This window comes from Mesobacillus selenatarsenatis SF-1, from assembly GCF_000813125.1.
Taxonomy (GTDB): Bacteria; Bacillota; Bacilli; order Bacillales; family Cytobacillaceae; genus Mesobacillus; species Mesobacillus selenatarsenatis.
Genome location: NZ_BASE01000046.1, coordinates 78,735 through 91,046, shown reverse-complemented (window position 1 = coordinate 91,046; position 12,312 = coordinate 78,735). Strand labels below are relative to the sequence as shown.

The following is a 12,312-nucleotide window of genomic DNA, read 5'->3' as shown; positions in this document are numbered from 1 at the left end:
CGTTACTGAAGAAGACGTTACTGAAGAAGATGTTGCTGAAGAAGACGCTACTGAAGAAGATGTGACTAAAGAGGACGAAAAAGTATCTCCTTCTGTTGCCAACAAAATGAAGTCAAATGCTTTCAATGCTAGCGATGTTGCTAAAGAGAAGGCTAACGAAAATTCAGCTGTTGCTTTGTCTGTTGAAGTGACTGAAGAAGTTGCTGCTGAGGAAACAACTACTGAAGAAGTAACTGAGGAAGTTGCTGCTGAGGAAACTACTTCTGAAGAAGTAACTGAAGAAGTTGTTACTGACGAGACTACTGCTGAAGAAGTGACTGAGGAAGTTGTTACTGAGGAAACTGCTGCTGAAGATGTGACTGAGGAAACTGCTGCTGAAGATGTGACTGAAGCAGCAACAAAAGTATCTCCTTCCATTGCTAACAAAATGAATTCTAAGGCTTTCAATGCTAGCGATGTTGCAAAAGAGAAGGCTAACGAAAATTCAGCTGTTGCTTTGTCTGTTGAAGTAACCGAAGAAGCTGCATCTGAAGAAGTAACTGAAGAAGCTGCTACTGACGAAACTGCTGCTGAAGAAGTGACTGAAGTTGTTGTTACTGACGAAACTGCATCTGAAGAAGTAACTGAAGAAGCTGCTACTGACGAAACTGCTGCTGAAGAAGTAACTGAAGAAGTTGTTACTGACGAAACTGCTACAGAAGAAGTAACTGAGGAAGTTGCTACTGATGATACTGCTGTTGAAGAAGAAAAAGTAAATCCTTCTGCTGAAAATAAAGCTGCATCTAAAGCTAGCTTATATGCAAGTGAAGTCGCTAAGAAGTTTGCTGCTATTATTTCTGCAGTACTTGCTGTTTTTGAAAAGTCGACTGATGAGAAGGCTGAAACTGTGACTGAGGAAGTCATCGCTGAGGTTGAAACTAAATAATCTTACTACAAGAGAGAGACTTCCGGCTTAGCTGGAAGTCTCTTTATTCTATTAGTGGACCAGGTTCCCCTTCGATTGCGAGTTGTCCATCAGCCAGTTATTTTCCTCATTCGCGACCACTAATTCGTTGATGTCATATGTATTGTAATATTTTTCTTTGATGAATGGATCTTTTTCCACTAATCTGATTGCTTCATCGATACCATCGCAGTTGAGGATGATCATGGCTTGCTCGTTATTTTTAAAAGGACCGGCAATCACCATCTGTCCAGCCCGATTCAACTGCCTAAGATGTTCAATATGCCTTGCCAGCAAGCTGGAATCCAGTTTGCCATTTCGTTTCCCTTTCAGGAACACAACAAATTTATTCATAAAAAAGACCCCTATCCTGAAAATCATCCATTTTATTATATCATTTCCAATATCCCCCTTCACCTTAGCCGCATTTCGTTGTTAAAACTGAACACAAATATGTAAAGAAGCAATATAAAAATCCACTGCTTACGTAATCGGCAACTAGCATACATTATGCTGAAGCTGGACGTATGCACAAAAAGGAAGGAAGTGATTGTGCGCAATCGCACTTTACCTTCCCTCCTCACTTATTGTTTCTTCAAGCAGCCTGGCAAACCTCTCTTCTCGAAAGGACTCCTTTAAGAAACTCTCGTCTGCTATTGTAGTCAGAAGCTTTCTTTTAACTAATTCATCTTTGACTGACGCTTTGATTTCTTTACGGCTGGATGCCAGGAAATCCAGATAGCTCTCATATTGTTCATCATACATCTCCTCCAGCTGGGTGCAAATCTTCTTAGCCAGTACCGGGCTCGCGCCAGATGTCGAGACGGCAACTGTCAATTTGCCTCTTTTCATCACGGATGGAACCTGGAAGTCCGATTCATCCGGATCATCAGCAAGATTAACCAATTGATAGGGTGCAGCATCTCTTTTAACTGCCAAATTCGTCTCTCGGTCATTAGTGGCGGCAATGATGAGCAATGCTCCCTCAAGATTTTCTTTCCCATAGGGCTCAGGCCGCCAGGAAATCTCGCCTGTTTCAGATAGCCGCAGCAAGTCGCTAGTTATTTCCGGGCTCACTACCTTCACTTTCGCTCCAGCCTCCAGCAAGCCAAAGACTTTACGTTGAGCAACTTTGCCCCCGCCAATCACCACGACATTTCGGTCCTGTATCTGTACATTTATAGGGTATAACATGCTTTCACTCTCCATTTATTGGCGATGTTGACTGCGAATTATATTTTATTGGCGGAGTTCACAACTTTATTGGCGAAAATAAAAATTTATTGGCGATGTTCACAATTTTATTAGCGAAAACCACTTTTAAAATCTACCTTGTTCTTGCTTCATCAACTCTTTGCATAAGCAATTCGCCAAGACGGTCATCGAAGCCGACTGGTTCGCACAGGACAATCTCTTTCGCCGGGGATTGAATCATTATACCTTCAACAGTTTCCTTCATTTTGGCAGTAAAACCGCCCGTATAAAGGAGAAATGGCAAGATGTAAATCTTTGAGGACGAGTCGCTTGCCTGTAACTTTTCTCCATACAATGGCTGTGTTGTGATATAGGCCGTATCAACTTTGGATGGAACATCCTCCCGAACCCGCACTGCCAGCTTCTCAAATTCCTCCGCTGCCAGAGGATCTCTGCTGCCATGCCCGACGAGCAGGATGGTCTCTGAATTCTTACCTGAAAAGCCTTTTTCCTTCAGACGGTCCAGGACGATTTCCAGTATCGATTCATTTACACCAAGCGGCTGGCCATAGAACATCTCTATTTCCGGGTATTTCTGTCCGACCCTTTCCAGCTCCTCTGGTATATCTACATTCGCATGGATTCCCGGAAGCAGCAATACCGGAACTACGGTTACTGATGATGCTCCCTTTAAAATGCATGCTTCAACCGCTTCGAAGATGGTTGGCCGGGCATTTTCAAGGAACCCATAGGAAGCATTTGTATTCTTCCCTGTTGAAATCACCTTCTCGATGAATGATACAAACACCTTGTTTCCTTGCTCACTTCTGCTTCCATGGCTTATAAACACTGTTGCTTCCATCTTTTCATCTCCTTCAAAAAATCTTTACACGAATGACAGCTCAGGTTCTTTACTGGCCAAACAATTGATGACAGAAGTTTTATCCGGTGCTTCCAACACCTTATCCGGGATAATGCCATATTTCTCAGAAGCATTTGCCGTCCTAACTCCCATGGAAACAACCCTTGCTGTTTTCAATAGTTGCTGTGGAATGATTTCCTTAATGATTCCTTCTTCTACAATAGTTTTTACAGCCCTGCTGCTCGGCAGAATAATTGTATTAACAGAGGCTTCTTCAATAACTCTTTTAAAAATCGGCGTAAATTGCTCGTCGATCATCTTTTTGGACGTTATGAATTTTTCAGCATGTGGATACTCCGAGGTGATATCGCTGTCCCCTACAACTAAAAGTTTTCCAGAGAGGGGCATTTCCCCTTCCAGTTTTGCCATGAAGCCCTTTTCATTCAATGATTTAACGGACTTAGTTGAACAGCCGTAAAAGTTTGCTTTAACCCTTCTAATATCAATTCGTTCTGCAATCAAGATCCGCAAAAATTCCCTGACACTTTCAGGAGAGGTGAAAAGGATTTCCTCATATGCTGAAATTCTGCTGATCACTGCCCGGTCTACAGGAACGGTAACCTTTTTCCATTTTGGGAATTCAATCACATCTGCTCCCTGCTCCATCAATTCCTTCGCCAGTTCACTCTCATCAGTTCCTGTTCGGGCAAGTAATATTTGTTTACCAAACAAAGGTTTCTTTTCAAACCAGTTCAATTTCTTCCGAAGCGATACAATGTCACCAACAAGGGTGATGGCAGGGTTGGTAAAATTCACTTCCTTCGCTTTTGCGGCAATATTGGACAGAGTGCCTTCCAATGTTTGCTGCCGTGAGAAGGTTCCCCATTGAATAAGGATCACTGGAGTATCTGCCGGTTTCCCATGTTTAATCAAATTTTTGCTGATATACGGAAGATTTGAAATCCCCATGTAAAAGGCAATTGTGTCAATGCCAGTGGCAAGCCCTTTCCAATCCAGTTTTGGCTGTCCATTTTCAGATTTATCATGAGCAGTCACCACCGCGAAAGATTCGCCAAATTCGCGGTGAGTGACGGGAATTCCTGCATATAGTGGTGCAGATATTCCTGAAGTGATTCCCGGTACAATATCAAAGGAAAGTCCATTTTCAGCCAAAGCAGCTGCTTCCTCTCCTACACGCCCAAACACGCCAGGATCGCCGCCTTTGAGACGGACAACGATTTTTCCTTCAAGAACTTTTTCAACCAGAAGGTCGTTGATCATTTCCTGGCGAAGGACGTGCCGGTCCGGAAGCTTGCCGCAGTAGATCAGCTCGCAATCTGCAGGAGCATAATCCAGCAGTTTTGGATTGGCAAGGCGGTCATATAGAATTACCTGCGCCTTTTTAATAGCTTCCATCCCCTTAACTGTTATCAGCTGTACGTCTCCAGGCCCGGCTCCGACTAAAAATGCTCTTCCTTTTTCCATTGTGTTCCCGCCCTTTCAATGCTGTATAAAGTGTACACTTCCACAATTAGATTAGTGTCTAGCTCCAGCTTCACTTAATTGAGAGAGAGGATCCCTCTCAAAGGTCATATCGTTATATACACTTCATTTTCGATTACTTCAACATGATACGTTTTTACTTCGCCTGTATCTGGTGCCTGTACTTTCCCGTCATCCAGCGATATCTTCAGGTCATAGACTGGACAATAGATAAACTTCCCGCTTACGAGTGCATCGGCCAGGGTCCCGCCTTTTCTGTGGGGACTGCGATTTTCAACCGCTTTGACATCTCCATTGGATTTCCGGAACAAGACGATGTTCTCGCCACCTACTGTAACTGCCTGCCCTGCCCGTTCAGGCAAAGAATCATAATCAGCCACTTTGACTCTCACTTTTGTCATTTGCATCTTCATCCATCCTCCTATTCGACTGTTACGCTGCGGACTTGATAGTACTTTTCTTTTATTCCGTTATCTTGAATCGCTTCCTGCCATGGCTCGTTATAGCGTTCCAATGTTTTATCCAGTCTTTCGTTCAACTGCTTTCTCTTATTCTCATCGGCGAGGACTTCTTTGACATGTTCAAGTCCCATTCTTTCAAGCCAAGGTGCAGTCCTTTCAAGATAGGCAGCCGTTTCACGGTAGTACTGCAGATATGCTCCTGTTATTTCCATTGCCTCTTCTTTTGTCTTGACGGTATCAAGCAGGTCGGCAGCCCGAAGATCCGTTCCGCCATTCCCTCCGATATAGATTTCCCAGCCGCCATCGACTCCGACAAAGCCAATATCCTTGATTCCGGACTCCGCACAGTTCCTTGGACAAGCGGAAACTCCCATCTTCACCTTATGTGGTGTATCGAGTCTCTCAAACTTTTTCTCGAGCTCGATTCCAAGTCCCATTGAATCCTGTGTGCCAAATCGGCAGAACTTTTCACCAACGCAGGTTTTTACAGTACGCAGTGTCTTCCCGTACGCATATCCAGAAGGCATCCCCAGGTCTTCCCACATTGCAGGAAGATCCTCTTTGTTGACACCGAATAGGCCAATCCTCTGTCCGCCCGTCAGTTTTACCAAAGGCACGTCGTACTTCTCGGCAACTTCCGCGATTTTTTTCAAATCAGCAGCAGTCGTCACGCCTCCATACATTCTTGGCACAACAGAATATGTTCCATCCTTCTGGATGTTGGCATGCATTTTCTCGTTGACCAGCCTTGAATCGCGTTCATCCTTATAGCCGCCATAATTGACCATTCCTAGATAATAGTTGATTGCCGGACGGCATTTTGAACATCCTTCATCCTGGGACCATCCAAGCACGTTCATGACTTCCCTGACATTCGTCATACCTTTTGCCCTGATTTCGGCCACAATTTCCTCTTTGTTTAAAGTTGTACAGCCGCAGATCCCTGCTTTTTTCGCCGAAGTATCATACTGGTCGCCAAGTGTATATGAGAGGATATCGGATATAAGCGATTTACATCTTCCGCAAGAACGACCTGCATTCGTGCAGCCACCCACTTCGTCAACCGTCGTAAGTTCATTTGTACGGATTGCTTCGACGATCGTACCTTTTGTTACACCATTGCAGCCGCAGACAAGCTCGTCATCGGCCATCGCCGCTACATCACCTGCTTCTCCACCGCCACAGCATCCGTTTGCTTCCAGAATTGAAACACTAGTCATTCCGCTGATGTCTTCTCTTTTCGTCAGCATCCTGAACAGGCGGTTGCTATCCTTTGTGTCACCATAAAGCACAATCCCGGCAATCCGGTTGTCCCGAATGACTATTTTTTTGTAGATTCCGTCAAACTCATTGTGGACCTTAATTGATTTCGTTCCTTCGTCATCACCGATTTCACCGGCTGAGAACAAATCACAGCCAGATACCTTCAACTGAGTGCCGCAAATCGTTCCTTCATAAGGGTTAGCCGGAATCCCAGCAAGGTTAGCTGCAAGTACTTTTCCCTGTTCATACAGCGGTGCGACAAGGCCATAGACGATTTCTCTATGTTCAGCACATTCGCCAACAGCATAAATATTCTGGACATCTGTCTCCATGTAATCATTGACGACAATCCCTCTGTTGACAAAAATTCCGCTATCTTTGGCCAGCTGGACATTCGGGCGGATCCCGACAGCCATGACAACAAGGTCTGCCTGGATTTCTGAACCATCAGAGAAGCGAAGTCCAGTTACCCTTTCATCTCCTAAAATTTCTGCGGTCTGTTTTTCAAGCAAGAAATTCATTCCCTGGTTTTCCAGCTCTTTTTTCAGCATTTCGGAAGCTGTCTCATCAAGCTGCCTTTCCATCAGGTGCGACATCAAATGGACAACATCGACTTCCATGCCCAAATTCAGCAATCCTCTGGCAGCTTCCAGACCTAATAGCCCACCGCCGATTACAGCTGCCTTTTTATACTGCTTAGAATCTTTGATCATCATTTCACAATCATGGATGTCACGAAACCCGACTACTCCCTTTTTATCAGAACCGGGAACCGGGAGGATAAATGAGCTCGATCCTGTCGCAATGATCAGTTCATCATAATCTACCTTGCGTCCTTGATCGGAAGTGACTTGCCTTTTTTCCTTGTCAATCTCGGTAACAGCTTCACCGGAATAAAGCTGGATTCCGTGATTCTTGTACCATTCCCAGTCATTCATGATGATATCCTCAATGGATTTGTCTCCTTGCAGGACAGTTGAAAGCATAATTCTATTGTAGTTAGGATGAGGTTCATTCCCAAAAATAGTGATTTCATATCCATCTGGCTGGAATTTAAACAGTTCTTCAATCGTCCTTACTCCTGCCATTCCGTTTCCTATCATGACTAGTTTCTTTTTCATCTCGTTTGTCCTCCTATAGTTAAAACTTTCTGATACGGAGTTTTCATTAATGATATTTCCTCTATGTATAAATTGTATTGTGATTTAAGAATCCTGTTTGTGAAGTTCGTCACATTTCTGATTAAGTATGTTCACTGTTTCACAAATACTTCATAATTAACAAATTTATGCTTCCTTTAAAAAACAGTTATTCTTCAGCAGAATTAGGGTAATCAATATGTAAATGATATTTATCAAAGGAGGCCAAATACATGATCATTGTCTATATAAGTATCGCTGTTATCGTGGCAGCCCTTGGTTATCTTGGGTATGTTGTTTTTAAAACATATAAAGATGCCAAGCCAACGATTGATAGTCTTCAAGAGACTGCAACACGGGTACAGAACAAAACGAATGCCATAAAAGAAGAAACGGATTCACTTAAGTTTAAACAGCAGAAGCTGATGACTGACTTTGAAAAGAAAAAGAAAGCTGTTAATACTGTAGTTTTTTCAGTAAAGCAGACACCTGTTGAATTTAAGAACGCACTTGTTGCAAAACCTGTCGCTGAACTTGAACAGAAGTATAAAGCAAGACAATGGAACCGCAAGCGTCGCAATCGAACGATGCAGCCACAATAAGACAGGGCAACTCGCCCTGTTTTTTTATTTGCCTCTGCCTGGTGACTATCTTCCTATATCCTCATTCTGATTTATTTCCCAACCAGTCAAAAATCCAACAGAATCAAGGTTTATGATGCCGGTACTAATATATAGGAATATTGTACGATTGTCGAAATAATATTTAGTTATTATTATGTATAAATATACAAAAATATTATTTCGGAGGAATACATAAATGAAACATAAAAAAATTATCTCTGGTGTAGTAGCTGCAAGTTTGCTGGCCTCCTCACCATGGACTCCGGCGCTCGCTGAGTCTTTAAAGTGGAATTATGTAAATGCATACGAAGAAAAGGACGGCAGCTTGTTTAACAGCGAAAACTATGACTTTATGAAATTCTCGGAAATCGGCGACAAGCTTGCACAAATCGAGAAGCAATCCAATCGTGTCAAGGTCGAAGTAAAAGGCCAATCATCGACAGCCCAGCCGCTTTATGTCGTGACGATTGCTGCACCAGACACTCAGGGCAAGTTCGGCAAGATTCAAGCATTAAGAAAACAAATGTTCAAAAACCCTGGCAAGGCACAGGACTGGATTGAAAATAACCCTGACTTCAAGGTGCCAATCATGATCAATGGCTCCATCCATGGTACTGAGTTTATTGGCAGTGACGCAGTCATGCAGCTGATCGAGCGCTTTGCTCTTGAAAATGACGAAACAACTATGGATATTCTGGAAAATAATATCTTGATTTTTAATGTTGTCCAGAATCCTGATGGCCGGATTGATGCTACCCGTTTCAACGGAGAAGGAATCGACTTGAACCGTGACTTCATCACTCAGTCACAGCCGGAAACCCAGGAAACTGTTGCCTTGATCAAAGAATGGAATCCGATGGTCTTCCTTGATACTCATGGCTATGTAAAAAATTATGCACCGAACAAGCAGGGGCTTATTGAACCTTGTACGGTCCCGCACAACCCAAATTATGAATACGATCTATATGAAAAATGGGCAATGGATCAGGCCGAAGCAATGGAAACTGAAATCATGTCCAACAAGGAAAGCTTTACCGGCGGCCTCTATCAGTCAATGGAAGGAACCTACATTCCTCAGCGTGATGACGCGGAAGGCTGGGATGATTATCCGCCAATTTTCACGCCAATGTATGCTATGTACCACGGCGCATATGGCCATACGCTTGAAGCTCCAACAAATGATGAAGACGGCGTTAGCTGGATGTATGACGCCATCATGGGCGCATTGAAAAATGCTACGGATAACAAGCAGGACATGATTAAGGACCAGATCGAGATGTTCAAGCGCGGCATCAATTTTGACCACCCATTCCATGAAGAAGGGTTCTTCCCGACTGCCTATGTGCTTCCTGTAGATTCAGAAGATCCAACCGTGACACAAAAGGCAGTTAATCATCTGCAGAAAAACGACATCGAAGTCGTCCAGGCTTCCAAGGCGTTCACTGCTGACGGCAAGTCTTACCCTAAAGGCACATATATCGTAAAAATGGACCAGGCAAAGGCCGGTCTTGCCAATACGATGCTGTGGGACGGCGAGGACATTACGGAAGACGTTGATGCCATGTACGACATTTCAGCATGGAGCCTTCCGGAACTCTGGGGATTCGAGGCAATTGCGGTCCAAAGTGATTTTGATGTAACAGCTGCGAAAGTGAACCAAATCCAGGAACAGGGATCAGTCAGCGGCAAAGGACCATTCCTGATTCCAAACAGTTCCGTGAAAGCTGTTAATCTAGTGAATACACTTCTTCAGCAAGGCGTTTCTGTAAAACGTGATTCTGATGGCAACTTTTACACAGAAGCAGCTGCAAATCTGATTTCAGCAGCAGTAAAGCAATCAGGACTGCATATTGGATCAGCAAAGGTTCCGGCTGATGCGGTTGAGGTAGATGACATGAAGGTCGCAATCTTGAAGGATGGCGGAATGAACAAAGCTCAGTCGCACTCGGGTACAAAGCTCGCACTCAAACGACTTGGCTTCGCCGTTACTGAATTAACTCCAGCAGAGGTGGCAGAACAAGGTCTTTCCACCTTTGACGTCTTTGTTTATAGCGGGACGGAAGGCTTGATTGCCAAGACGCAGTCACGCACTGGCAATAAAGAGTTCGGGTTCAAAAATCCAGCACAGTTTGATAGCTTTAAAGCTAATGTAGAAGAATTTTTAAATGATGGCGGAAAATATATCGCAGTCGGTGCAGGCGCATCCCTCGCAACAAAAACATTGGGACTAACAGATGACGATATTGTCGTCGCAGGCTACAGCAGTAACGGCATCGCAAAGGTTGATTACAGCGACGAAGGTGTAACAGGAGGATATGGCGAGGATGACCTTGGGTTTGTTTACCGCCCGGTCTGGTATGAAAATACCGCTAATGATGAGATATCCGCTACATTTGACGACAACTCCGACTTCTTTGTAGCCGGCCACTGGAAAAACAACAGTGAAGCACAGGGTAAGGCAGTCATCGTGAAAGAACAGGATAAGGACGTTACAATGATCGGCCTGGAAGCTGGTTTCCGCGATCATACCGATTATCTGTTCCGACTATTATCCAACAGCATTTTTGAAAAATAAGAATGTCAAAAGCATCGGGTTATCAATTGCCCGATGCTTTTGTTAGTTATGAGAATAGTATTTTTCCAGCAGCAGATAATCCCGCGTCTTTTGAATTTCGATATTATTTGCCAAGGCGAACTTTTCAAGCTCACCTATCAGTTGTTCGCTGTAAAAGTGAGCAACTCCAAAATTGAAGCCTCCTCTTACCTTCACGACTGCATTCTTCGTCGACCAGCCAATGCGGCCGAATTTTATTTTTTTGATTTTATCAGAAGTCAGCAGTTTACGGTAGATTGTAAATTTAAAGAATTTAATTTTATATTCAAGGTGATCTGAGGTAATCGTCAATTGGATTTGATGTAAAGTAAAGACCAGCAAGGCAAGAAGTATTGAAATCCGGATCGTATAGCTTAAACTTGGCAGGATAAATACGCTCATGATGATCATTACATGCAAAATATCTTTAGATCCTTTTCCTGTATAAGTCAACTAACTCCCCCTCTCGTACTCTTCAATTTCACCATATAAATACAATTTAAAAAGACCACCTTTTCAGGTGATCTGCATTTTCATAGATAAAGTCCTGCAAGGAAGATTCCCTGAGCCTCTTCGTATATCTCATCGAATTGCGACAGCGGCAGCGGGTTTATGCCAAAGCCAAGTTCGACAGTAAAGCCTGGCCGGCGCCAATCCTGGATGAACCAGTCTTTATAGCCGGCATAGCTCTCGATCGTTTTTACCGGCTGGTATCCGCTCACCCGGGCAAATTCATTGACCATTGCCTCTGATTCAGGCGGCTCAAGGTTTTCAAAGCCCCAGTAAATAACCTCTCCCTGGGTATGGAAAGCCAGAACCCTGGCAAAATCGCGTCTTCTTGTTATTTCTGCCATTGCAATCGCTTCTGGCTCGGATAATGGATTTGGACCAACATAGTCCCTCGGGCCCGGCTGACTTGGGTTGCGCTCTTTTTCAAGCTCCCATTTTGCCGGGAATTGGTCGTTCAGGTCTACGCCTCTTATATTCGCCTTCCAACCGCTGAAATCGAGGCTTCCTCTATTCAATTCTACTACTCTTTCATTCCATGGCTCTGCCTCAGGCGGACCATTGAGCACAAGATTAACACCATCAGGATTCACCATTGGAACAATCGATAAAGTCGTCTGTCCATAGAAATTCTGCATGGACAGGCCTCGTATGGAGGACTTATTTGTCAGCGCCAGCAGATAATCGTTCAGGAACGTCATGATGATGGGAGTGGTGATCCATTCATTAGCATGGAAAGATCCATTGTAATGAACCCGCTTATTGCCGTTCCCAATCAGTGTTTCAGGTAAGCTTTTACCTAAAACTGAGTTGCCAATCGACGGCACTCTCATGAAGGGATATACATTTTCCAATCGTCGCAAATCACTCATCATTGAGGCATAATCATAATTCTTTTTCCCCTCGACAATTCTCCAGGTAATTCTTAATGGGACCTTGATCATTTGGCCGATGTACAAACCGTTTGGGTTAATATTGCGGTTTGCGAGCAGCAGGGCATTCACCTGCAGATTTCTGCTTTGGGCAATCTTCCAAAGAGTATCCCCTGCACGGATCCGATAATCCACCGCTGCAAAACCAGGAATCCTCACTGTCTGCCCCACATCCAGAGCATTCGGGTCGATATCACGGTTGGAATCTATAATCAACTGGAGAGGGATGTTGAAAATATTACTGAAATACCAAAAGGAATCTCCTCTTCTCACATAAATATCCATAGCGCGC

General features: G+C 43.9%; 11 protein-coding genes. 3 read left to right on the top strand and 8 right to left on the bottom strand.

The annotated features are described in order from the left end of the window. On the top strand, positions 1-925 hold a 925-nt coding region (locus TY49_RS24980), incomplete at its 5' end, for a hypothetical protein (protein ID WP_041965961.1). Between the two features lie 51 nt (positions 926-976). On the opposite strand, the gene TY49_RS11030 is transcribed toward TY49_RS24980, so the two are convergent. From TY49_RS11030 to nirB, 6 genes are all read right to left on the bottom strand, one after another. Continuing rightward, positions 977-1,297, bottom strand: a complete 321-nt coding sequence (locus TY49_RS11030) for a YciI family protein (protein ID WP_041965960.1) — start codon at positions 1,295-1,297, stop codon at positions 977-979. Positions 1,298-1,510: 213 nt separating this feature from the next. Beyond that, positions 1,511-2,137, bottom strand: coding sequence for an NAD(P)-binding protein (locus TY49_RS11025; protein ID WP_041965959.1), 627 nt, complete (start codon positions 2,135-2,137; stop codon positions 1,511-1,513). A gap of 133 nt (positions 2,138-2,270) precedes the next feature. Next, complete coding sequence (locus tag TY49_RS11020; RefSeq protein WP_041965958.1) at positions 2,271-2,999, bottom strand: sirohydrochlorin chelatase; 729 nt, start codon at positions 2,997-2,999, stop codon at positions 2,271-2,273. 24 nt (positions 3,000-3,023) lie between these two features. Continuing rightward, a complete protein-coding gene (cobA, locus tag TY49_RS11015; protein ID WP_041965957.1) occupies positions 3,024-4,484 on the bottom strand; it encodes a uroporphyrinogen-III C-methyltransferase in 1,461 nt (486 codons plus the stop codon). Between the two features lie 104 nt (positions 4,485-4,588). Then, complete coding sequence (locus TY49_RS11010; protein WP_041965973.1) at positions 4,589-4,909, bottom strand: nitrite reductase (NAD(P)H) small subunit; 321 nt, start codon at positions 4,907-4,909, stop codon at positions 4,589-4,591. A gap of 14 nt (positions 4,910-4,923) precedes the next feature. Further along, complete coding sequence (gene nirB / locus TY49_RS11005) at positions 4,924-7,347, bottom strand: nitrite reductase large subunit NirB (protein ID WP_041965956.1); 2,424 nt, start codon at positions 7,345-7,347, stop codon at positions 4,924-4,926. 251 nt (positions 7,348-7,598) lie between these two features. On the opposite strand from nirB, the gene TY49_RS11000 reads away from it, so the two are divergent. Together TY49_RS11000 and TY49_RS10995 are read left to right on the top strand one after the other, a co-directional pair. Then, a complete protein-coding gene (locus TY49_RS11000; protein ID WP_052442162.1) occupies positions 7,599-7,967 on the top strand; it encodes a DUF948 domain-containing protein in 369 nt (122 codons plus the stop codon). A gap of 217 nt (positions 7,968-8,184) precedes the next feature. Further along, positions 8,185-10,563 (top strand): M14 family zinc carboxypeptidase, encoded by a 2,379-nt coding sequence (locus tag TY49_RS10995; RefSeq protein WP_041965955.1) that lies wholly within the window; start codon positions 8,185-8,187, stop codon positions 10,561-10,563. 42 nt (positions 10,564-10,605) lie between these two features. Here the strand turns inward: TY49_RS10995 and TY49_RS10990 are convergent, their stop codons facing one another. Both TY49_RS10990 and TY49_RS10985 read right to left on the bottom strand, forming a co-directional pair. Next, positions 10,606-11,034 (bottom strand): hypothetical protein, encoded by a 429-nt coding sequence (locus tag TY49_RS10990; RefSeq protein WP_052442161.1) that lies wholly within the window; start codon positions 11,032-11,034, stop codon positions 10,606-10,608. Positions 11,035-11,114: 80 nt separating this feature from the next. Continuing rightward, positions 11,115-12,305, bottom strand: coding sequence for a M14 family metallopeptidase (locus TY49_RS10985; protein ID WP_041965954.1), 1,191 nt, complete (start codon positions 12,303-12,305; stop codon positions 11,115-11,117). Positions 12,306-12,312 lie beyond the last annotated feature (7 nt).